General features: G+C 54.3%; 20 protein-coding genes. 14 read left to right on the top strand and 6 right to left on the bottom strand.

The annotated features are described in order from the left end of the window. Window positions 1-3: 3 nt before the first annotated feature. Together R2K28_RS00350 and R2K28_RS00345 are read right to left on the bottom strand one after the other, a co-directional pair. Window positions 4-2,070, bottom strand: coding sequence for a hypothetical protein (locus tag R2K28_RS00350; protein ID WP_316367456.1), 2,067 nt, complete (start codon window positions 2,068-2,070; stop codon window positions 4-6). Beyond that, window positions 2,046-4,580 carry a hypothetical protein gene (locus R2K28_RS00345; RefSeq protein WP_316367455.1) on the bottom strand — a complete coding sequence of 845 codons (2,535 nt, stop codon included), beginning with the start codon at window positions 4,578-4,580 and terminating at the stop codon, window positions 2,046-2,048. The genes R2K28_RS00350 and R2K28_RS00345 overlap by 25 nt, the downstream gene beginning before the upstream one ends. A gap of 75 nt (window positions 4,581-4,655) precedes the next feature. On the opposite strand from R2K28_RS00345, the gene R2K28_RS00340 reads away from it, so the two are divergent. The 5 genes from R2K28_RS00340 to xerC all read left to right on the top strand — a co-directional run bounded on the left by R2K28_RS00340 (window position 4,656) and on the right by xerC (window position 8,256). Continuing rightward, window positions 4,656-5,588 carry a hypothetical protein gene (locus R2K28_RS00340; RefSeq protein ID WP_316367454.1) on the top strand — a complete coding sequence of 311 codons (933 nt, stop codon included), beginning with the start codon at window positions 4,656-4,658 and terminating at the stop codon, window positions 5,586-5,588. 88 nt (window positions 5,589-5,676) lie between these two features. Next, window positions 5,677-5,814 (top strand): LPS translocon maturation chaperone LptM, encoded by a 138-nt coding sequence (lptM, locus tag R2K28_RS00335; protein ID WP_316367453.1) that lies wholly within the window; start codon window positions 5,677-5,679, stop codon window positions 5,812-5,814. Then, window positions 5,811-6,641, top strand: a complete 831-nt coding sequence (dapF, locus tag R2K28_RS00330) for a diaminopimelate epimerase (RefSeq protein WP_316367452.1) — start codon at window positions 5,811-5,813, stop codon at window positions 6,639-6,641. Before lptM ends, dapF begins: the two co-directional genes overlap by 4 nt. Then, window positions 6,638-7,333 (top strand): DUF484 family protein, encoded by a 696-nt coding sequence (locus R2K28_RS00325; protein WP_116446164.1) that lies wholly within the window; start codon window positions 6,638-6,640, stop codon window positions 7,331-7,333. Before dapF ends, R2K28_RS00325 begins: the two co-directional genes overlap by 4 nt. A 5-nt stretch (window positions 7,334-7,338) precedes the next feature. After that, a complete protein-coding gene (xerC, locus tag R2K28_RS00320) occupies window positions 7,339-8,256 on the top strand; it encodes a tyrosine recombinase XerC (protein WP_316367451.1) in 918 nt (305 codons plus the stop codon). A gap of 77 nt (window positions 8,257-8,333) precedes the next feature. Here the strand turns inward: xerC and R2K28_RS00315 are convergent, their stop codons facing one another. Further along, window positions 8,334-11,264, bottom strand: coding sequence for an efflux RND transporter permease subunit (locus tag R2K28_RS00315; protein ID WP_316367450.1), 2,931 nt, complete (start codon window positions 11,262-11,264; stop codon window positions 8,334-8,336). Window positions 11,265-11,306: 42 nt separating this feature from the next. After that, complete coding sequence (locus tag R2K28_RS00310) at window positions 11,307-12,266, bottom strand: outer membrane lipoprotein-sorting protein (protein ID WP_316367449.1); 960 nt, start codon at window positions 12,264-12,266, stop codon at window positions 11,307-11,309. A gap of 155 nt (window positions 12,267-12,421) precedes the next feature. Between R2K28_RS00310 and hslV the strand changes: the two genes are divergently transcribed. The 7 genes from hslV (at window position 12,422) to R2K28_RS00275 (ending at window position 18,593) form a co-directional block, all read left to right on the top strand. Next, a complete protein-coding gene (gene hslV, locus R2K28_RS00305; protein ID WP_116446160.1) occupies window positions 12,422-12,967 on the top strand; it encodes an ATP-dependent protease subunit HslV in 546 nt (181 codons plus the stop codon). Between the two features lie 50 nt (window positions 12,968-13,017). Next, the gene (gene hslU / locus R2K28_RS00300) at window positions 13,018-14,355 is read left to right on the top strand and encodes an ATP-dependent protease ATPase subunit HslU (RefSeq protein WP_316367448.1); all 1,338 of its coding nucleotides are present in this window, start codon (window positions 13,018-13,020) and stop codon (window positions 14,353-14,355) included. Window positions 14,356-14,456: 101 nt separating this feature from the next. Further along, complete coding sequence (locus R2K28_RS00295; protein ID WP_316367447.1) at window positions 14,457-14,825, top strand: DUF971 domain-containing protein; 369 nt, start codon at window positions 14,457-14,459, stop codon at window positions 14,823-14,825. A gap of 84 nt (window positions 14,826-14,909) precedes the next feature. After that, complete coding sequence (gene ubiE / locus R2K28_RS00290) at window positions 14,910-15,659, top strand: bifunctional demethylmenaquinone methyltransferase/2-methoxy-6-polyprenyl-1,4-benzoquinol methylase UbiE (RefSeq protein WP_316367446.1); 750 nt, start codon at window positions 14,910-14,912, stop codon at window positions 15,657-15,659. Between the two features lie 21 nt (window positions 15,660-15,680). Continuing rightward, window positions 15,681-16,310 carry a ubiquinone biosynthesis accessory factor UbiJ gene (locus R2K28_RS00285; RefSeq protein ID WP_316367445.1) on the top strand — a complete coding sequence of 210 codons (630 nt, stop codon included), beginning with the start codon at window positions 15,681-15,683 and terminating at the stop codon, window positions 16,308-16,310. Beyond that, window positions 16,307-17,965: a ubiquinone biosynthesis regulatory protein kinase UbiB gene (ubiB, locus tag R2K28_RS00280; protein WP_316367444.1), complete on the top strand. Its 1,659-nt coding sequence runs from the start codon at window positions 16,307-16,309 to the stop codon at window positions 17,963-17,965. The genes R2K28_RS00285 and ubiB overlap by 4 nt, the downstream gene beginning before the upstream one ends. A gap of 106 nt (window positions 17,966-18,071) precedes the next feature. Beyond that, entirely contained in the window at window positions 18,072-18,593 is a 522-nt protein-coding gene (locus R2K28_RS00275) for a zinc ribbon-containing protein (RefSeq protein WP_316367443.1), read from the top strand. An 87-nt stretch (window positions 18,594-18,680) separates the two neighbouring features. On the opposite strand, the gene R2K28_RS00270 is transcribed toward R2K28_RS00275, so the two are convergent. Beyond that, window positions 18,681-18,965, bottom strand: a complete 285-nt coding sequence (locus R2K28_RS00270) for a DUF4124 domain-containing protein (RefSeq protein ID WP_316367442.1) — start codon at window positions 18,963-18,965, stop codon at window positions 18,681-18,683. A 137-nt stretch (window positions 18,966-19,102) separates the two neighbouring features. After that, entirely contained in the window at window positions 19,103-20,554 is a 1,452-nt protein-coding gene (locus R2K28_RS00265) for an adenylate kinase family protein (RefSeq protein WP_316367441.1), read from the bottom strand. Between the two features lie 293 nt (window positions 20,555-20,847). Between R2K28_RS00265 and R2K28_RS00260 the strand changes: the two genes are divergently transcribed. Beyond that, a complete protein-coding gene (locus R2K28_RS00260; RefSeq protein WP_316367440.1) occupies window positions 20,848-21,192 on the top strand; it encodes a hypothetical protein in 345 nt (114 codons plus the stop codon). A 356-nt stretch (window positions 21,193-21,548) separates the two neighbouring features. Next, on the top strand, window positions 21,549-22,805 hold the full coding sequence (locus tag R2K28_RS00255; RefSeq protein WP_316367439.1) for a 6-phosphofructokinase: 1,257 nt from the start codon (window positions 21,549-21,551) through the stop codon (window positions 22,803-22,805). Window positions 22,806-22,826: the final 21 nt, after the last annotated feature.

The raw sequence follows: 22,826 nt of genomic DNA, 5'->3' as shown, positions 1-22,826 counted from the left end.
CAATTATGTCAAAGGATCATTGTCAGAGTTTAGGGTTAAAGATTCAACACTCTTTTTACTAAACCTATGCATACCGGTAAACATTTCAAACAGAATCAGAAAGCTCAGGCTTATATAGAGTAGCAACAGGGGCATCACCGGGATGAAATGCCGAATCTGCCCAAGCACCGGGCTTTGGGTAAAATCATCAAACAAGGCAAGCACACCCAAGCGGGTAACTATCCCCATCACGGCAATTAAAACACCTCCCAACAAAAGACTTCGATAACCTCTGAAGAGGAAGGCATAGCAGGCAAATGCAATGATAAGCGTGGCAATCAGTGACAGGTAGAGCAACAGGTTATTGTATATTCCACCGATTTTCTTGAACACCGCAATCTTCCACTTCTCAACCCCGAACAGCTGCGACTCACCGGTTATACGTTCAACAGTATCGACATGCAGATGCAAACCGTCTCGCTTTAAGTCAGCACCGGGACGGACCAATGGTTGATCGATACGTGTCTGCCTGCCACCGGACATGAGCAACAATTCACACTGACCATTCTTACACGGCCCTTCAACGCTAAAGCGTGACAAACCCGCATGACTCTGCTCCTCAAAGTGGCGCTGGACGTCTTTACTCGCCTTGAGACTGAAGCGGTTGGTATAGGCAGCAAAGGGGGTCGGTACAATCGCAACATATTTCTCTGGGCTATCTGAGAGCAGCCATCCGGACACATAGAACATATCCTGATCTGAATGGGGCATTAAGGATGCGTTAGACAACTGCCTGAACACCTTGAGCCTATCCTTTGGCCCCTTCGGGGAACCATAGCCAGGCAGGCGACCATTCAATCCAGTCAGCATATACTTGGCAAAGCCCGGCATCTTGGCCAGGTAATCATCTACCCTCTCAATTCTAATCGGATAACGCAGCGGCCAGGCCCGACGCGAACAATCCAACCGGTCAGTGATACAGGCCTCATTCAGCTCTCTACTGATCGCAGAAAACACCCCCTGCATCTTGGCCGGCTCCTGGAAATAGCCCTCTGCAGCAAGGGCATCCCGCAGCGCCCAGAAAAAGTAACCGCCGCCGATCTCATTGCAGGCCTGAGAATAGCGCTTACACATCAGCCCTCCCCACTGCCTGCCCAAATCCCCCTCCAGGTAGGGTTGAAATTTGGCCAGCGCAGGACTCACGGAATAGATCTGCCGCAGGGAGTTATGCGTGACATCCACAAAGGGTATCTCTTCACCGGTACGTACGCTTTTTATCAGTTTTGTCGCTGACTTAAACTGCTTGAGCGACGTATCGGTAACACCGAAATATCCATATTTCATATAATTCGCGCTCATTACCGTCACTATCGGAATGGCCAAACCCAGACACAGCACTGGGAGTATCCTGGCTGCCATCTGCACCATTCTGAGCCTGTCCGCCTGATAGACGAGCAGAGCAAATGCGACCATTAGAAGAGGATACAACCAAATAGTCTCCTCCCGCGAGAGATAGATCGCAGCCAAACCAAGCCCCAATAAAAAGGGTTGATGCCATTTTATATGACCTGAAACAGCACGCATCGTGATCATATACTGCAAACCGGCAATCACCAGGAAAACAACCGCTGCATAAAACCAGCCGCGCTCCACGCTGCTATGGTGATAGGGATTAAAGAGCAAGAACAGGAAAGGCAGCAGCGCAAGATAGCGATTGACAGAGGCCCTCACCAGGGCGAAGTAGATCACCACACATGCCAGGATATAGAGCAAATGCTCCATTGATTTGAACTGCAGACCAGACAGATAGTTGGCCGCAATAAAGATGGAATAGAGTGGCGCCTTTACCAAGGTCAGTTTGTCATACTCACCCAGCCACTCCCCTGCAGCAATGCTCTGTGCAAGGCGCATGAATAGTGCGTCGTCAAAGGTACCATGGGCATGGGCGGTAATAGGCAGGCCCGCGGTTATCCAGTAACGAAACAAAACCGCGGCAATGAGCACTGCCAGGACTACTACACCACCCCAGTCCGGCGACGCAGCTGTGGCCCAACGGGTTGGTGATTCTAGTTTTCTTGATCCGATAACCATTGGTTTATTATTCGCGCTTTAAAAAACAGTCCCAGGCATAGCAGTAACCCTACAATCGATACCATTGCCGGCCCTAGGTAGTGGACAGGTCGATAGCTATATTCGATTGATTCGCCACCCCTCACAGGCACAGCCGGCAATACACCCTTGAGCAGATCCGGTTCAACGGGTCTGTCATTTACCGCAAACGACCAGCCCGGATAGTTCCTCACCGGGATAACCACCCAACCGGGTTCGTTCCCCATATACTCAAACTGCATCGCAGTTGCGCGATAACGGCTCGTCTTCAGCAGGTCATATTGAGGTTGACCATTGAGCGTTGAAACGAAGTAAGCACCCCCCTTGACTCGCCTGTTCTCGACCAGGACCATACCGGGTTCTGGTTCAATCACACTATAGGTTTGATTGCCGCCGCTGAATAGCGTCTGATAGGCGGACGGCTGCAGCGGCCTATAACCACGCAGACCAAGCACTCTATCACTTGTTACATCATCGACGGCGAGCTGCAGTAGATCGGTATTTGAATCATACACCCCTACCACTACTGATACATCCTCCTCGCTTCTCTCCATTACCAGCTCTATTTCATAACGCCCCTTGTCAAGTCTGACCTGCTCCGGGAAACTGCATAACAGGTAATCTGACTTGCTATCCCGCTGAAGCTCACAGGGCGCCGATACCGCGGCAGTATTCGACAGGCTGATAAGCTCGAGACTCAGCATAGGAGATTTTGCAGCGTTGATTGATAGCAGCGGCACTTCAATTCGATCAAAAGTGATTGAATCGGACAAATCGACCAGTTGAACAACCTTATGCCGAGCCAGATCCAATCCTCTGTTTTCGGCCGATTGTTTTGCCACGGTATCAAACACAAGCTGCCTTCCAGGATTATCCCCGTGCCTGGGACCAACGGAACAGAGTACATATCTGACAGCCAATTGAGTCAGGCCTTGTGCATCATCAAACCTGACCTGGTCGCATAAAAAGCCGGCGGCTGTAGGCGTAAGAAACGGTCCATCTACCACGCCTTCAAGCAGCTGCTTCTCTTGACGAGTGCGAAACCCATGGGCAAACCACTCAGACAGGCCATACGCGGAAAGTACGCCGGGCAGGAGATAACCCCGGTCCGATAAGACGCTTTGCAGTGGCTCGATATTGTTGCTGACATAGTCGATGGTCGCTGTCGATGGATAGATGGTTTCAGCATTTACATGACCAACCAGTGTTTGAAAAACATGCCGTTGATCAGCCACCTGAACAAGCAACAGCAGGACCAGAACCAGATTCGCCCATCTTGGCGCACCTTTACCGAAGCGTTCATATCCAGCAGCCAGGACCAATACGGTGAGGACTGAAAAACCCAAACCGATAATCAGAATCAACCTGCTGATCATACTGGTTCCGATGAGCGGTATCTGTCTGATGGCCTCCATCGGAACCCAGGCAAAGGCGATTGGAGATATCACTATGATGAGTGAAAAACCCCAGGCATATCTCCAATCCAGTTTTGTCTTCCACGCCAACCAAAACGCGGGAAAAAACAGCACCAACGGTAGCAGCCCGACATATCCTGTTCTTCCCAAGGTAAGCGGCCCATCGCTAAATGGCAGCACAAACAACAGCAGGTCCTGAAGCGAGCGGAAAGCAGTGCCGCCCCGTCGATAGCTCAGATCCAACCGCCCCAAGGATTCGTCAAGACAAAACAGAAACAGGAATGCCAGCATCAACGACAAGAGAATACCCAGGGATGCCAGTACATCTCTCTGCAGCACCAATCGCAACCTGTTGCCTGAAAACAGCGACCAGCAAACGAGCAACAACAGCAAGGCGATATAGCCATACACAGCCACTGTGGGAAAACCGCCCAGCAGCATCATCGCGGAGGAGAGCGCCAACCACGCCACATGTCTGGCATCACCGGTCTGCAGCAGACGTAAGGCAAAAAAGAGCAGCCATGGAATCCAGATACTGGTATTCACGTGATGCCAAAGAAACCAGGAGAGATTGAAACCTGAATAACTGAATGCAACGGCACCCAACAGCGCCGCCAGGCGATTGCCGGTCAGACTTAGAAAAAGCAGATAGCTCCCCACTGAGATCACAAGCAAATTGAGCAGTGCCGAGACATATAGACCAACACCCTCATCATCGATCACTGCATAGGCGGCAAACGCCGGGGTAATTATTGAGCGCGTGATCGATAGCAAGAGGGGTTCGCCCCCGAGCACATGGGGATTCCAAACAGGCAGCTCTCCCTGGCGCAGTTTTTCTCGCGCAAAACGCCAGGATGGCAATTTGTAATCAAGCACATCCGAGTGCTTATGATGCTTGACCGGACTTACGATCCCTGTATTCTTCCAACCAGGCAGGCGCGTAAGAATATCGAACGGCGCAATGGTTTCACCGGCCAGGGGATTCGCCCCTAACATGACGACGGCAATCAAGAACAGCACCAGAAATGGCACCGAATGGCCAATCAGAGGCGTGACAAACCCGGACGATCTGCTCATACACCGACCGGATTGTCAGTCACGACAGAAACGCTATCCATTCGATAATCGACATCGAAGCAAACCACTTTTCCCATGAAGCCTGATCCAAATAATAAAACACGCACCCCCCAGCAATGGATTTCAATCCTCGGCACTCTTCTTGTCCTTGTGTCTTTCTATTACATCGGCAGTCAGCTTTGGGGATACCGTGAAACCCTAGCGTCATGGACTCCAACAACCGCGACTATTCTACCTGTTGGATTCGGTATAATCACCTATGCCCTGGCTAACTATCTTTTGGCCGCCGCCTGGATACGACTACTCAGAGTATGTGGCGAAACAACTGTCGATTGGCGTACACTATGCAGGATCTACGGCAAGAGTCAGATTGCCAAATATGTCCCGGGTAATATCGCCCATATCGCAGGCAGACATACCATGGGCAGGCTCGTGGGTGTATCCCACGGCCATCTTGCGATTGCCGCACTGTATGAAATCATCGGTCTGGTCAGTGCCTCGCTGATCATAACCCTGATTGGCGGCAGGGGGGTACTCGATCAATTCACATCAATAACATGGTGGATATATGGATTACCGGTCATCATCGCCGGTTATCTTGCAACACCTTGGTTAATCAAAAAGTTTAAACCGGTCGCAACATCCGCATCGCCACTATTGATGCTGCCTCCGCTTATCTACTATGCGCTTTTTTTTCTCGTTTCCGGTATTGCCCTGGTGGTCATCGGAGTCTATGGGGAAAGCTTCACCCTGGACTCGGACTATCTCATTGTTCTCAGCGCCTTCGCTATTGCCTGGTCAGTCGGCTTCCTGACCCCGGGCGCACCATCCGGCATCGGCATCCGTGAAGCCATTCTGATCCTGCTGCTCTCACCCTTTACGGGTGAGGCGAATGCACTGATCCTTGCACTCCTGTTCCGCTTGGTTACCATCGCTGGGGACACGCTCTTCTACTTCATCAGTCTGGTCACTGGACAGACACAGAGTCAGCAGGCATCGAACAGTTAAGCCTTCTCCTGTTGCCGCATACGCCTAAAGCATAAATGATGTATGCTAGCACGGTGAAAACATGGGCAAATCCATCCGGAGAGTGCGCGTGCACCGAAAGCTACTGCAACTGACAACACCCCTCCTGTCGCTACTCCTGCTGATCAGCGCATGTGGGCAAAAAGGCCCGCTGCATCTACCAGCCGAGGAGCCGTCGGAAAAACCGGCAGAAGTACAAAAGCCATGAAAGTTGGTTTCACAAAAATGCATGGGCTTGGCAATGACTTCGTGGTAGTCGACGCTATCAGTCAACCCATAGAGTTCTCGCAACAAACAATCCAAAAACTGGCTGACCGACACTTCGGCATCGGTTGCGACCAGGTATTAGTGATCGAATCCCCAAGAGACGACGATACAGATTTTTATTATCGTATCTTTAACGCTGACGGTTCCGAAGTGGAGGCTTGCGGCAATGGTGCGCGCTGTTTTGCACGCTTTGTCAAAGATAGGGGTCTAAGCACAAAATCTTCAATCCCTGTCGGAACCCTGGCTGGCAAGATCACCCTGCGACTGCTGACTGACGGTAATGTTGAAGTGGATATGGGCGCACCCATATTCGAACCCGCCTCGATACCCTTCACGGCACCGCAACAAGCGCAAACCTACTCCCTGCAAGTGGATGATCAGCTACTATCGATATCGGCACTATCCATGGGCAATCCACATGCCGTACTGATCGTGCCCAGTGTCGATCATGCAGCGGTAGCAACCCTCGGACCATTGATTGAAAATCACCCTGATTTCCCCCAACGCACCAATGTAGGCTTCATGCAGGTGGTCCACTCCTCAGAGATACATCTGCGGGTCTACGAGCGCGGCACAGGAGAAACACTCGCCTGTGGTTCCGGTGCCTGCGCAGCCGTGGTTGCCGGCCGCCAACTCGGTCTGCTGGATGAAGAGGTCGTGGTACACCTACCTGGCGGCGATCTTGTGGTAAAGTGGCACTCAGAAGGCCAGTCCGTACTCATTGAAGGTCCGGCAGAGACCGTGTACGAAGGAACCATCGATCTATGAAACAGAAAGCACCCAAAAAATCGACCCAAGTGGATGAATTCGAAGAGCAAGTAGTCGAATACCTGGATCAGCACCCCGATTTCTTCACGGATCATCCCGAGCTACTCGGCAAGATAGTGATACCCCACGAGAGCGGCGCGGCTGTCTCCCTGATCGAACGCCAGGTCGAGACCCTACGCAACCAGCTACAGGAGTCTCAGCAACAGCTCTCAGAACTGCTGCAGGTCGCGCGCACCAATGATCAGCTGCAGGAGCGCATGCATCGCCTGACCCTGGAGCTGATCGACGCTGCTACCTTCGAAGAGGTCCTGAATGCACTGGAGGATGAGCTGCATGACGATTTCAAGGCCGATGCGGTGGAGTTGAGACTCTTCTCTTCCAGCCATATCGATGATCACCTGGACGAGGCCCTGAGTGGTCAAACCGCCACATTCGAGCAGTTTTTCAGCCACAACCAACCCATCTGCGGCAAGCTCGAACAGGATCAACTCGACTATATCTTCGGTACCGAAGGTGACCGGATCGCCTCAACCGCACTGATCCCGCTAAAGAGTGAGGGAGCACTCGGCCTGCTCGCCATCGGCAGCTGTGAGCCCGATCGGTTCGCCCCCCACCATGGCACGGAGTTTCTCACCCGCCTTGGCGAGATTATCAGTCGCACCCTGCAAGCCGTCTCCCTTCCCGGCATATAGACTACATGTCCACTCCTCGCAGCCTGCAACTACAGGAGTGGATAGACCGTTACAGGGACTACCTACGCCATGAACGGCGCCTCTCGCCTCGCACCCTGGAGAGTTACGGGCGTGATCTGAAGGCAGCATTGGCCTGGATGGAGGCCAATCAGTTGAAACACTGGGGAGAGGTCACTCAACACCATGTAAGACACTACATCGCCAGCCGGCACCGGGGAGGGCTGGCGGCAAAGAGCCTGCATCGGGAGCTCTCCAGCCTACGCGGACTGTTCAATTTTCTCATCCGGGAACAGCAGCTTGACTCCAATCCGGCATTGGGTGTCCGTGCGCCCAAGATACGGCGCAAGCTGCCTGTTACCTTGGATGCGGACCAGGTCAGCCGCCTCCTGGATATCCATGACGACTCCCCGGTGGCAATACGCGATCGAGCGATCATGGAGCTCTTCTACTCCTCCGGGCTGCGCCTGGCGGAACTGGTCAGCCTCGATCTGCAGGATATCGACCTGAAGGAGCAACTGGTTGAGGTCACCGGCAAGGGGGCGAAGGCCCGGCGACTGCCGGTGGGCAAATTTGCCAAACAGGCCCTGCAACAATGGCTCGCCATCAGGCCGCAAATGGCGGCCCAGGATGAGATCGCGCTGTTCGTCGGGGTGCGGGGCAGGCGTATCAATCGCGGCACCATTCAACGTCAACTCAACAGCTGGTCGATTGCCCAGGGCGCACCCCGCAATGTCCATCCCCACCTGCTGCGCCACTCCTTTGCCAGCCATCTCTTGGAATCATCCGGTGACTTGCGCGCGGTTCAGGAACTCCTGGGGCACGCCAACATCAGCACCACCCAGATCTATACCCATCTCGATTTCCAGCACCTGGCGGAGGTCTATGACAAGGCCCATCCAAGGGCGAAAAAGAAGCGGGATTAAGCATCTGCAATCCCTCGCGGGAGGGTAGTGTCATGGTGCGGCAAGCCGCACCCTACACTCTGATCGCGCATTTGGTGTTAATTATGCGGCGATTTGGCTTCATTTGCGGCTTGTTTCTCCCTATTTGCCCGATCAACTGCAAAGACAAACCGCGGGCGCAGCCAATTGACCATCAGCGGCAGTACCAGCAGGGCGATGAAAACATCCATGATCAGGGCCTCGGATATGTAGAGGCTGACCGACCAGAGATTGGCCAGTTCGGTATTCATCAAGGGGATGAAACTCCCCAGCAACACCAGCATGGAGATGAGTATCGCCGATCCGGTGGTTTCCAGGGTGGACTCGAGGGCAGTGCGCCAATCCTCACCGGAGGCGCGCATCTCCTCACGCAGGCGGGATACCATATAGACCCCATAGTCCACACCCAATCCCATGGCGATACTCAGGGCCACCTGTACATGGAAGGCAAGATTGGCGGACCACTCGCCGATAGAGGTCATATAGGCACCCAGGCCATATTGGGTCATCAGGGTGATGAAACAGAGGCTGATCAGGATGCTGGCGATCATCCAGGAACGAAACATGATCAAGGTCATGAGAAACACGGTCAGGGATGTGGCCACCGGGGCGTTCAGCCACTCCTTGAAGGCCACATCCCGGGTTGCCTCGGTTACACCCAGAAAGCCACCGATCGCGGCCTTACCAGGTATGGAGTCCCCGGTCACGACGGTGTGTGCCGGCTTCTCAGCCTTGGCAGGGATTTGGATCTCCTCTCCAGCCTCGACCCCGATACGCAGCAGATCCATGCCCGGATCGTCTGCATGTTGTTGCAGATAGCGCTGAATATCGAGGATTGTCTGGTGGGTCTGTTTGGGATCCATGGTGTTGACGAAACCGACTACAATGCCCTCATCCCAACTTCGGGTGTTGACAAAGGCCTCCAGCTCCCCCGCCTCCGCACTGGTGGTCAACATACCATTATAGAGCTGCACCGTTTGGTCAGGATCGGGATAACGCCCGGCCTCTCCTGGGAGGCGATAGGCGTAGGCGTTTTGCCGCATGTGCTGCAGGGTCGGTATGGCGTAGAGATTCATATGCGCCACTGGCGCCTCCCCTTCCGGGGCGTTCAGCAGCATGTTGAGGGTTTTGACGAATTGCACATAGGAAGCGGTAAAGCCGATATGGGGATGACCGCGCAGCCAATCCTCGAAATCGGAGAGGGCGCTCAACACCTCGGCTCGATTGAAGATACCCTGGGGTGGATCCTCCATACTATCGAAACATCGGTCGGCTCCCACCACCCGTTCCCCGGTCTCACTCCAGGCGTCCAGACCACAGGGTGGCAGGCTGCCCGCCTTGGAACGAATCACCAGATTCGCCGTAATCACCCCCGGCATCATGCTCGACAGGGCCTCCAGATCGGCTATCGCCTTGACCTCACTACTGCCTGTCAATAAGCCACCCAGCAGATAGTGATCCTTATAGGCCGCCCGGGGATAGTGGATGCCTTTCTCCACACCGGGCATGATGTCGAACTCATCCTGAATGCGCGCAATCTCCGGATCATCCCGACCCGCCTCCCCGGCTATCAGGGCGGTGAAGCCCCTGTCCAGTTCCGCGGCATAGGCAGAGATCAACCAGATCCCGATAACGCTTACCACAGGCAACCACTTGAGCGGCCCCGTCAGCAGCCGGGTCATCCCCTTGGCCAGTCGCAACTCCCAACCCCGCCCGCTCTCCCGGTCATGCAATTTGGGCGGGAATGTGATCATCAACAGCGGAATCAGGGTGGTGGTGGTGAGGATCAGGGTGGACATGCCAAAAATGCCGAAATAGGCATAGGCCTTGTAAAACGAGATATCGATGAAGGAGATGGCAAAAAAACCGTGCAGATCGGTACCGATGGATAGGGCTGCCGGTACTACCGTAAAACGAATCGCAGTATGGGCCGCCTGAGCATGATCCCCGCTTTTTTGCAGCTCCTGCATATAGCGCCGGGTGATCTGCATGGAGTGGCCGATACCGATCGCCAGCAGCAGCATGGGGGTCAGGGCCATCATGGTAGTGAGTCTGAACTGGGTGTATCCCATCAAGCCAAGGGTAAGGATGATGGTCATGCCGACACCCAGCAGGGGCAGAACCGCACAGCTCCAGTGCCGAAACTCATACCAGAGCACGATCAGGATAATCAGCAGCGAGACCCCGAACAGCCACGCCTTGTCCCACAGCTCCTGGACCATGGAAGCGAGAAAGTAGGGCTCTCCTGAAATGGTAAATTCGACCCGATCCCCATACCGGGTCTGGTATTCCGCCATCACCCCCTTTGCGGCGTCAATCCATTGCAGATGATTATCCTTCAGCTCATTGCTGAAATCACCGATGATGAAGGTCCCCACTGCCCGACAGTTCTCGTGGACATGCCGCACCGAGGCATTGCTTATCTTCCCGTCCGCGCCGATCATCTCGCACTTGTTGCCCTCGGCATCCTGGTAGTAGACCAGGAGGGGCTCCAGTACCAGGTGCTGTTCCAGGCCCTGACGCAGGTAATCGATCTGTTGCTGCCGCTGGGGTCGATCATTGGCAAGACCGTTCACCGGCATCAGACGCCGATAATCGAGACTTCCGGAGTCGGTAATCCCAAGGTTGCGCAACTTGGATGATGGCAGGCCGACAAAGTTGACCGGGTTGGCGTATTCCAGCCCACTCACATCCCGATAGAAATCATTCACCATCTCGAGAAACCAGGGTTGATAGATATCCCCCTGCTTGACCTTCAAACCCCATACCATCAGGTTGCCCATGCCATAAGTAAGGTCGCTATAGAGATTGGTGGCTATATAACGATTCGTGAGAGGCAACAGGGAGTCCGGATCATTGCGCAGATTCACCCGGTCGACGAAGAACAGCGCCAGCAGGGTCGAAGCAAACAGCAACATAATCACCGCCCGACGATGCCTGAGCACAAAACGGGCGTATGCGTCTGCGTAATCTCTATTCTGTGTCGTCATTACACATTGTTATAGGGCCAGTTAAGCCACATCCAATTGACCCTAACGAGCATAATTCTGCAGCGTCTGTTCAGACCAGAACTCGTCGGCAAGCTCCACATTCAACGAGATCGTACTCCGTGGCACATACACCATACTGTCCTTGCCATCCTGGTGAGAGATGGCGTAGATATACCTGGGATAGGTAATACGCGGGTCCGGCTGATCGAGGGACTGCCAATCAATATAAACCGTCTTGATCATCTCGCCACCCTTATAGTAGACCGTTTTATAGAGGGCGTAAGTACGTTTATCGATTTCACTGACATGGTAGTCGTACCACCAGTTTTTGAACTTGGTGGTACTCTTCAGCAGATAGACCGGCTTACCGATATGGGCGCATTGCGGGCCGGGCAGATGCCTTGTGTAGCGGGTCTTTTCCCAGGGCTGCAACTCCATCGCAGCCAGGCACTTCTCCACCTTGGCCTCTCCCAGCAGTTCATGAACCTCATCCCCAGGGGTACGCAACACCAACTCACCATAGGTCAGATTGGTGCCGAACCAGACATCTTCATGGGAGGGCTCATTGATCCGTCGTATCTTACGCAAGGCAGGTAACCACATGGAGATGACAGCACCCTTGCCGGGATCGGTGTAACGGGTGAACAGCACACCTGTACCCTTGGTCTTGCCTGAGGTGAGGATCGCCATCTGCAGAGTCTCGATAGCCGGATCCTGCGGTGCATTGTTGACATAGGTATCAAAGGTCTGCACCCCCGGCACCCGGCCCTGGGTGCGCATCGCCAAGGGTGCTCGATTGACCACCACCGCGACCTCTCTCCCCCGGCGCTTGCTGAGGGCATTATCCACCAGGCCACCATGAGCCGCAGTATAGACCTGTTGGGCAACCGCATCGGCACTTAACGGTGTTTGTATCAGGCGGCTGACATCTTCTGCCTGGGCAACCGGGACGAGATGACAGACCATTCCAATGACAGCAATTCGGGTAAGTCTGATTGACATAGTCATGACTCTGCCACGGATACCCAGACCACACAAGGAAGTGAAAACCCTTATATTGAACGTCCCAAAAAAAGTCATCCAACACCTTCTAGATTTTTCACCGGCCTCCACCTCAGGTACAATCGCCAGCTCACTTAAGAACTCTCGGTAACGGCGTGGAAAACTTCAAAGGCACAACCATACTCTCAGTCCGGCGTAACGGTACAGTGGTCATTGGCGGTGACGGCCAGGTTTCCCTTGGCAATACCGTAATGAAAGGCAATGCCCGAAAAGTACGACAGCTCTATAAAGGAAAGGTTATCGCCGGATTTGCCGGGGCGACCGCGGATGCCTTTACCCTGTTCGAGCGCTTTGAGGGCAAACTGGAAAAGCACCAGGGGCACCTTACCCGGGCAGCCGTGGAAATGGCCAAGGATTGGCGTACCGACCGGGCGCTGCGGCGCCTCGAGGCATTGCTGTGTGTTGCCGACAACGAGACCTCGCTGATCATCTCCGGCACCGGTGATGTGATCGAGCCGGAACACAATCTGATGGCCATCGGTTCGGGTGGCAGCTTTGCCCAGGCCGCGGCACGGGCGCTGCTGGACAATACGGAACTCAGTGCCCGTGAAATCGTCGAAAAGGGACTCGGTATCGCTGCCGATATCTGTATCTACACCAACCATAATCTCGTACTGGAAGAGCTGGACAGCCAGAGCTAAGGCACCTCGCCACAGATTCACAGTCGGACAACAATTTGCGGAAACCATTGATGCCGGAAATAACGCCTCAACAGATCGTCGCTGAACTGGATAAACACATTATCGGCCAGACAGATGCCAAGCGCGCCGTCGCCATCGCCCTGCGTAACCGCTGGCGCCGCGCCCAGGTGCCGGAAAGCCTGCGCAACGAGATAACACCGAAGAATATCCTCATGATCGGTCCGACCGGTGTCGGCAAGACCGAGATCGCCCGTCGCCTGGCGAAACTGGCCAACGCACCTTTCCTCAAGGTGGAGGCCACCAAATTCACCGAGGTCGGTTATGTGGGCCGAGAGGTCGACTCGATCATCCGCGAACTTACCGACTCAGCCGTCAAAATGGTGCGCGAGGGTGAAATGGCCAAGGTTTCCGGTGATGCCAGAGAGGCCGCCGAGGAGAGGATCCTTGACGCCTTGCTTCCCACACCCGCCTCCACGGGTTGGGGTGACAGCGAAACCAGCTCGGGGGTCTCCGATGCAACCCGTGAAAAATTCCGTGACAAGCTGCGCAGCGGCGGGCTCGACGACAAGGAGATCGATATCGAGGTCAGCACCACCCCTGTCGGGGTCGAGATCATGGCGCCCCCCGGCATGGAGGAGATGACCAGCCAGCTGCAAGGCATGTTCCAGAACCTGGGGACCGGCCGCACCCGTCGACGCAAACTACGCATCAAGGATGCGTTCAAGGTCCTGGGCGATGAAGAGGCGGCCAAACGCATCAATGAGGAGGATCTCAAACTGCGTGCCCTCGAGATGGTGGAACAGCATGGGATCGTCTTTATCGACGAGCTTGACAAGGTGACCAGTCGCGCCGAAACCAGAGGCGCCGACGTCTCCCGCGAGGGTGTGCAGCGGGATCTGCTGCCCCTGGTGGAGGGGTGTACCATCTCCACCAAACACGGCATGGTCAAGACCGACCACATCCTGTTCATTGCATCCGGCGCCTTCCATCTGGCAAAACCTTCCGACCTGATACCCGAACTCCAGGGCCGATTGCCGATTCGGGTGGAGCTTACCGCGCTGACGACCGATGATTTCACCCGCATCCTTACCGAACCCGACGCATCACTGACCGAGCAGTACCAGGCCCTCATGGAGACGGAGGAGGTTGGTCTGAGCTTTACCGAAGCAGGTATTCGCCGCATTGCGGAGACCGCCTGGCAGGTAAATGAAAGGACAGAGAATATTGGTGCGCGCCGCCTACATACGGTCATGGAGCGTCTGCTGGAGAGTATCTCTTACAAGGCCTCGGAGCATGCCGGTGAAACCATTGTCATTGATGAAAGCTACGTCGACAATCAACTCTCGGAGTTGGCGGCGGATGAAGATCTGAGTCAGTACATCCTATGAGGTCTGGATGCCAGATCACCCTATACCTGCCGGGTATATCGCAATGATCTGGGGATAGAATGGTTGTTTGTCGTTAACAGCCCCAAGAGTGAGAGGAAACCATGTCACACCCCAATCCGACAGAGATCCATCTGCACAAGCAGTCCCGTGTTTTGGAAATCAGCTTCGACGATGGCAGTAAATTCAGCTATCCCGCCGAGTATCTCAGGGTATTCTCCCCCTCAGCGGAGGTACAGGGCCATGGTCCCGGCCAAGAGGTGTTGCAGGTCGGCAAGGAAGAGGTGAATATTGCCCATATCGATCCTGTGGGAAATTATGCCATCTGCCTGCACTTCGATGATGAACACAACACCGGCATCTACTCCTGGGATACGCTCTATCAGCTTGGCCTGAACTATGAGCGGAACTGGCAGGATTACCTGCAACGACTGCAGAGTGCCGGCTTTGAGCGCAAGGAGCCATCGGCTTAAACAACCGGCTGTTTTAGGGCCTGTTAACAGGCCCTAGTAAAATTGCACCTCATAACCACGGCTGTGGAAGACAGGTAAAGATTCATGAAGGATGAGAAGACCACACATTTCGGTTATCAGGATGTCCCGGTCAGTGAGAAGGCGAGCAGGGTACGCGAGGTATTCGACTCGGTGGCCAACAAGTATGACCTGATGAACGACTTGATGTCGTTCGGCATACACCGACTGTGGAAACGTCAAGCCATAGAACTGTCAGGTGTCCGTCAGGGGCAGAGGGTATTGGACCTGGCCGCCGGCACCGGTGATCTCTCAGCCAGGTTCAGCGGCCTGGTGGGTGATGACGGCCTGGTGGTCTTCTCTGACATCAACGCCTCGATGTTATTCGTAGGCAGAGAGCGTATGGAGGACCAGGGACGGGTCGGCAATATGCACTATGTACAGGCAGATGCCCAGCATCTGCCCTTTCCCGACAACCATTTCGATTGTGTTACCATCGGCTTCGGCCTGCGTAACGTTACCGATAAGCAGCTGGCATTGAATGCGATTTTCCGTATCCTCAAACCAAGCGGACGCCTGTTGGTGCTGGAGTTTTCCAAACCCACCAACAAGGCCCTTGAGAAGGTCTACGACCTCTACTCATTCAGCCTGTTACCGAAAATCGGCAAACTGGTCACCGATGACGAGGAGAGCTACCGCTACCTGGCTGAATCCATCCGCATGCACCCTGATCAGGAGACACTCAAGGCAATGATGGAACACGCCGGTTTCGAGCGCTGTGACTACTTCAATCTGACGGGCGGTGTCGTGGCTATTCATCGAGGCTACAAACTCTAGGTCACAGGAGAATCAGGGGTCATGACCATCACTGCTGCACTATCAGCAACCCTCGAGGCATTGTTGAACCAGGCCATTCTCCTCGATCCGGAGACACCCGCTCGACTCAGACCCATGCGTGGCAAGGTGATTCAGCTGGAACTGCTGGGCATGGGCGCCTCCCTCTATCTCATCCCCGATCCCAACGGGATTCAAATTCTGAATGAGTTCGAAGGTCAGGCCGACTGTCGTCTACGCGGCACACCCATCGATCTGATGCGTATGCGCGGCACCCGGGAGAGCGCGGATCAACTCTTCAAGGGTGCGGTTGAGATTGAGGGTGATACCGCACTCGCGCACCAATTCGGCGCAATTTTGGCTGACCTGGAGATCGACTGGGAGGAGCAGCTTTCCCGTGTCACGGGTGATGTTGCCGCTCACGAAATCGGCAATCTCGTTCGGACAGCATTCAATTGGGGACGCTCGGTGAATCGGACCACAGAACAGAATCTGCAGGAGTATCTGCAGGAGGAGCTGCGACTGCTTCCAGCGCGATATGAAATATCCTCCTTCCTGAATGAGGTCGACCGATTGCGCGATGACACCGAGCGACTGGAGGCCCGAATCCAGAGGCTCAAACAGCAGCTGGATGTTAAGGGTAAGGCCTCGTGATACACCCCTCCCAGGCCATCCGGCTGATACATATCAATCTTGTTCTGCTGCGCCACGGCCTGGATGAGGTGATCCTCGCGACCCATCTGTTCCGGCCGATTCGATTTCTCATCTATCTCTCCCCCTGGTACTGGTTCCGCAAGGATCGCTCCCCTTATCCGGTACGTATCCGGCGGGCGCTGGAGGATCTGGGACCTATTTTCGTCAAATTCGGCCAGATCCTCTCCACCCGAAGGGATCTGTTGCCCGATGACCTGGCGAACGAGCTGGCCAAGCTGCAGGACCGGGTGCCGCCATTCCCGGGAGACAAGGCCCGCGCCATTATCGAGAAGGCCTATGGTCAACCCATCGACAGACTGCTCGAGGCCTTCGATGAACAACCCCTAGCCTCCGCCTCCATTGCACAGGTGCATACCGCCCAGTTGAAGGATGGAAAAAAAGTGGTGGTCAAAGTACTACGACCGCAGATCGAAAAGACCATCCGACGGGACGTGGATCTGCTCTATACCATTGCCCGGATGGCTGAAAAGTACTGGAAGGAGGGACGCCGCCTGAGACCCATCGAGGTTGTTCAAGAGTATGAAAAGACCATCTTCGACGAACTGGACCTGATGCGGGAAGCAGCCAATGCCTCACAATTGAGACGCAACTTTCTCAACAGCGAGGCCCTCTACGTGCCGGAAGTCTACTGGGACCTTACCCGCCAGAATGTATTGGTGATGGAGCGTATCAGCGGCACCCCAGTGGGTGACATCGAGGCCTTGCGCCAACAGGGCATCAGCATGAAGTTGCTGGGCGAAAGGGGCGTGGAGATCTTCTTCACCCAGGTCTTCAAGTACAACTTCTTTCATGCCGACATGCACCCCGGGAATATCTTTGTTGAAGCCAACGGCCGCTATATCGCCGTCGACTTCGGCATCATGGGGACCCTCACCGAGGAAGACAAGCGCTACCTGGCCGACAACCTGTTGGCATTCTTCAATCGTGACTATAAACGGGTGGCTGAACTGCATATCCAGTCGGGATGGGTTCCCGAGGAGACCCGGGTCGAGGAGTTTGAATCGGCTATCCGCACCGTCAGTGAACCGATCTTCGAGAAACCCCTGAGCGAGATATCCTTTGGCCACTTTCTGCTCAGGCTGTTTCAGACCGCGCGGCGATTTGACATGGAGGTCCAGCCACAACTGGTGTTGTTGCAAAAAACCCTGCTGAACATCGAGGGCCTGGGGAGGCAACTCTATCCCCAGCTCGATCTCTGGACCACCGCGAAACCCTTTCTGGAACGCTGGATGAGCGAGCAGGTCGGACGCAGGGCCTTCGTCGGCAAACTGAAAAAGAACCTGCCTGAAATCGCGGAACACCTACCCGATCTGCCCCACAAGCTGCATAAGATTATCGACGATGCCTCATCCGGTCGTCTGGAGATCAAATGGAAATCCGACGAACTCCAGCTGCTGCGTGAACAGCTGCGCCACAACCATCGGAATACCGTCACCACGGTTGCGGGTGGCGCCATGTTACTCAGTGGTTCACTGCTGCTGGTATTCGGCAGCGGCGGATTGCTGCCTACCACCCTGGCTACCGCCCTGGGACTAGGTCTAGGTGCAGGGGGCGGATTTCTGTTATTGAAAAGCTGGTTTGATGCGGCAAGCTGAAAACCGAACTTGGCGCTAGACCCTGTACCCTTGGCGACAGCTGAAAATTGATCCATCCTTACATATAGAGCAACAAGAATTGGTTTCCAGACCCAAGGAGTTAGCCATGTCATCATCCGCCCCCCAAGACCCCTTCGATCGTTTGACCGCAGCCTATGACAAGATGCTGCAAGAAGTGCACGAAGCAGCGGAGTCGGCCAAGGAGAGTGCCCTACCAGGCCTTAAGGAGTACTTGGCAGACGCCAGGGAGAAACTGATCGAGCTGGGGGAACTCAGCCGCGAGGAGGCGGAGAAGGTATCCGGCTACATCGAACGGGACATGAAAGATGCGGCCAACTACCTGATGGAGACCGGCGAGCAGCTCTCAGCCTGGTGGCGATTCGATGTGCAACAGGTGGAAAACCGCCTGTTTGAGATGTTCACCGGTGTCGCCGATCAAACCAAACTTGAGCTGACCAAGTTGGCAGAGCGGGCCAAGCAGTCGTCTCTCTACCATACAGGTGAAGTGACCGGACCAGGCACCCTGATCTGTAGCCAATGCAACAAGGAGATGCACTTTAAGAAAACCGGCCACATTCCACCCTGTTCCGGCTGCAAGGGTACAGAGTTTAAGCGTACCTCGATGTAGTGGCAGTCTCTCTTACAAACCACAGATCATGTATCGGGATCCCTTCTGGCCACATCACCCTATGGCGGATAGGCTCTGACAGGACGACTAACGGCGCAACGGACAGGTGGACCGGGTCGTCCGTCTGGTTCGCTTCTTCTTGATCGTCACGGGTTTCGCCTTGCTGCGCTTTTTAGGTTTATTGGTAAGCGTGATGGCAGGCGCCTTGTACATGTTCACCGAACTGAAGGTATCGGTATTGATAGTGGCACGTCGACTCCCGGCAGGCGGGGGTGTTTGTGTGTAGTTCAACTTACCCTCTTCGTCGTACCATTTGTACATGGTGGCCTGAACAGGCATTGCTGAGAGCAGCAGAAAAAGACCAAAAAACATTCCTAAGTACTCGTACCTTTCCATGAGGCAGGTCCCTATTTCCGACATCCATGCCAATACCCTAAACTTTTAGGGGATATAAGACAAGTAGCATGGTTCCCAAGGGGCGGCAGCAAGGTTTGCCTGCCATTCAAACCCTATTTTTTTCTGGAACTGGAACGCTTCGATTTAACCTTTTTCAATCCGGCCTTCTTGGTGACCTTTTTTTTCACTCCGGCCTTTGCCTGGGCCGCTGTGCGTTTTGGCTTCCCCTTGGCACTCTTTTTTACACCCTTGCCACGCTGCTGCGCTGTGGATCGATGGGTCTTGGCTGCCACTTTTTTAGCTTGCTTGGCCCTACCGGATTTGCTTTTAAGCTTTGTCTTCGTTGGTTTTTTAGCCGCCACCTTCTTCTTGGTCACCCTGCCCTTATTTGCCTTTTTCGGGGCAACCGGCCTTTTTGCTGCCTTCTTCTTCACTGCCGCTTTAGTGGTCGACCGCTTCTTATGGACGCTTCTCTGAGATGCCTTCTTCTTCACCACCCGCTTGGTTGGGCTCTTTTTTCCACCTGTCTTTTTTTTCGCTACCTGCTTGGTGGCAGGCTTTTTCTTAGTGATCCCTTTTTTGGCTGGCTGTTTTTTACCAGGCTTTTTCTTGCTAATCCGTTTTTTGGCTGCCTGCTTCACAACAGACTTCTTCTTACTTGGCTGCTTCTTGACTACCCGCTTGGATACCTTCTTCTTTTGTGTCTGCTTCTTTTTAGCCGCACTTTTTTTCTTTACCTTGCTTTGGGCTGGCTCTCGCTTTTGCACTTTCTTGCTGCTCGTTGCCACAGCAGAAGCATCCTCCTCATCGGCAGCGCTTTCCGTTGTCTCGCCCAATGCAGGGGCCTCATCTTGGTTTTCTGTAGGCGTATCCAATTCCGCCTGGATCTGAGCCCTGTGATCCTGGACTGCTGATCGACTCCCCTGATCGATCGCCTCGCAGATAAGCTTAAACACCTGATCGATGTCGCCATTACCCTCAATTCTGACCAATTTGTCCTGCTTCTCATAGTGGGTGATCAGGGGCGAAATCAGATGGTCGAAGACATGAATACGACTGCTTACCGTCTCTTCGTTATCATCGGATCTCTGGTGCAGACGTCCACCACAAACATCACACACATCCTCTACGATGGTTGGGTTTCTATATATGTTATAGAGCAGGCCACAACTGCGACAGGTGCGTCGCCCCACCAGGCGCTCCATCAGAGTATCCGTCTCGATATCGATAAGCAGAATCAAGTCTAACGGCTGATTGATCTCGACCATCAGCTCATCAAGGGTCAACGCCTGTAGCAGGTTTCTGGGGAAGCCATCCAGGATAAAGCCTGCCTGAAGCTCGCTTTTCAACAACCGCTCCCTCAGCAGAGCCAGAATGATATCCTCCGTTACCACCCTGCCTGCGTCCTGCAGCCCTTTTATTTCGAGACCCAGTGGGGTCCTTTCCAGCACGGCCGTCTTCACCAGCTCGCCTGTCATCACTGAGGAGAGGCCGTACTTGTTCGCCAACAGCTCTGTCTGCGTTCTTTTACCCGACCCTGGCGCACCAAGTATTACAATTCGCATCCCCTCAACTCTCCAAAGCTACAAACAAAAAGTCATATTTCCTTTTTATTACAAACAGTTAATCTGTTTTCGACAGACACCTGCAAGGGCCTTGCGCCCACCGGACCACCACTGTGACAGGTAATAATTAAGAAAATCCATGGCGCCATCCAAGTTTTGCATTGGCCGCCAGCTATGAGCTTGGGTAAGCTAATCCAAGATTTCCCGTAAAGTCAACGGACTTTATGTACTAAACAGAACAATTAGATTATTCTTCTCTGCCTCATGTAGTGGCCGAATGCAGAGTATTCTTCATGCCTGAAATTCCAGATATAACAGATTCAGAACACTGGATCGTCGAAACCACCCTGACTGAACGTTACGGTGGCAAGGTCGAGACCCAGCTAGCGGATGCCGAGATACGCCTGATGCCCTCCGATCGAGAGCTTTCCAGCTGTCCTGTCATCCACTGGAACCAGGAGGGCTGCAACTTCATTATTTTCAAAACCGGCAGCCGCAACTACCGCTGCCAGTTCTTCTACCGGGGCTATCAACAGTACGGCACCGGTGTCGACGAATATGACGACCTCACTGAGTGCATAGTCTCCCTGCTGCAGGCCCAGGCCGATCATGCGGCAAAGGAGAGGGGCGATATCTAGTGTACCTCGTCATAGATTCTGTACCATTCAGAGCCACCCCAATGCGCCAGATCAAGGCGTGGCTCGCAGTCAATGGCGCGCCCTTAACAAGGGCCACAACGCAGAGCTGGCGTATTGGGGTCGCTCCCTTCGGGCGAGCCAGCAAAGGGCCATCCGCGGCGTTATGCCTCTTGGAAAGGACCCGGCCATTCCCTGCGAGTCATGCCTTGCACCCCAGGGGCACTTCCTTCGGGGCGCGGCTAGCCCTTTGCTGACTCGCTGAATGGTACAGAATCTATGACGAGGCACACTAGAGGTCACAGAGTTAGAACCAAATTTTTTTAAACAGATATCAATAATTAAAGGGGATCAAATAAATGACTGCTAAAAATGCTTTCTATGCCCAGTCGGGCGGGGTAACCGCGGTTATCAACGCCTCCGCCTGCGGAGTAATCGAGACCGCCCGCCAACACCCCGACAAGATTGCCAACGTCTATGCAGGGCGCAATGGCATCATCGGCGCCCTTACTGAAGACCTGATCGATACCGGTGCCGAATCGGCTGAAGACATCGCAGCGCTCAAGCACACACCCTCCGGTGGTTTCGGGTCTTGCCGATTCAAGTTGAAGAGCCTGGAAGAAAACAAAAGAGAATATGAACGCCTGATCGAGATCTTCAAGGCCCATAACATCGGCTATTTCTTCTACAACGGCGGCGGCGATTCTGCCGATACCTGCTACAAGGTCTCCCAGCTCTCGGAAAAGATGGGCTTCCCGGTTCAGGCGATCCATGTACCCAAGACCGTGGACAATGACCTGCCGATCACCGACAACTGCCCAGGATTTGGCTCGGTTGCCAAATATATCGCCGTATCCACCCTGGAGGCCTCCTACGATGTTCGCTCAATGGCGGCAACCTCAACCAAGATATTCGTGATCGAGGTCATGGGTCGGCATGCGGGTTGGATCGCCGCTGCCGGCGGCCTGGTGGAAGACAACGGCATACCGGTGGTGATTCTCTTCCCTGAGGTGGAGTTCAACCAGGAGAAATTCCTCGCCCAGGTGGATGCCAAGGTCAAGGAGTTCGGCTACTGCTCTATCGTGGTCTCCGAGGGGTGTCACTGGCCTGACGGCAAATTTCTCGCTGAGCAGGGCACCCGCGATGCATTCGGTCATGCCCAACTGGGTGGCGCGGCACCGGTGGTCGCCAACATGATCAAAGATGCCCTGGGCCACAAATTTCACTGGGCAGTAGCTGACTACCTGCAACGTGCCGCCCGTCACCTCGCCTCGGCCTCCGACGTGGAACAGGCCTACGCCTTGGGCAAAGTGGCGGTGGAAAAGGCCTTGGAGGGCAAAAACTCGATCATGCCCACCGTGGTACGCGAATCATCCAACCCTTATAAATGGAGCATCGGAGAGGCGCCACTGAGTGAGGTGGCTAACGTGGAGAAGATGATGCCCATGGAGTTCATCACCGATGACGGTTTCGGCATTACCGCCGCCTGCAAGGAGTACCTCTATCCGCTGATCAAGGGAGAGGCCTATCCCCCCTACACGGAAAACGGCATGCCAGACTATGTCACCATGAAGGGTGTAGCGGTACCCAAGAAGCTAGATAGCTTCAAACTTTAATCTAGATCAATAAGGGGCCTA

This window comes from Candidatus Thiodiazotropha sp. CDECU1, assembly GCF_963455295.1.
In the GTDB taxonomy this organism is placed as follows: domain Bacteria; phylum Pseudomonadota; class Gammaproteobacteria; order Chromatiales; family Chromatiaceae; genus Thiodiazotropha.
Note: the sequence above shows the minus strand (reverse complement) of the source record. Positions and strands in the feature narration are given on the sequence as shown.